This is a genomic window from Lysinibacillus sp. OL1 (genome assembly GCF_004332175.1).
In the GTDB taxonomy this organism is placed as follows: Bacteria; Bacillota; Bacilli; order Bacillales_A; family Planococcaceae; genus Lysinibacillus; species Lysinibacillus capsici.
Window position 1 is genome coordinate 1 of record NZ_SJDS01000091.1, and the last position, 272, is coordinate 272.

Annotated in this window: 1 protein-coding gene; it reads right to left on the bottom strand. The window is 65.1% G+C overall.

From position 1 onward, the window contains the following. Nucleotides 1-272, bottom strand: a 272-nt coding sequence (locus EW028_RS24610) for a protease-associated domain-containing protein (protein WP_227745034.1), incomplete at both ends; no start/stop codon positions are given.

A 272-nucleotide genomic window follows, 5' to 3' on the forward strand; every position in this document is an offset into this window, starting at 1 on the left:
TATCGTAATTCTCGCCGGCCGGTGCCATCACCGTGTTCCAGCCATAGCCAGCGCCCGGCGTATCGTGGACAATCAGCGCGCCGACCGCGCCACGCCGCGCAGCCTCCTCGTATTTGTACGTCCAGCGGCCATAATAGGTCATCCGCCGGTCGCCGAACTTGCCCTTCGCATCGTCGCCGGCGACCGCTTCGAAATCGGGGTCGTTGACGAGGAACACCGCGACCTTGCCCTTGAGATCGAGCCCCTTGAAGTCGTCCCAGCCGCGCTCGGGC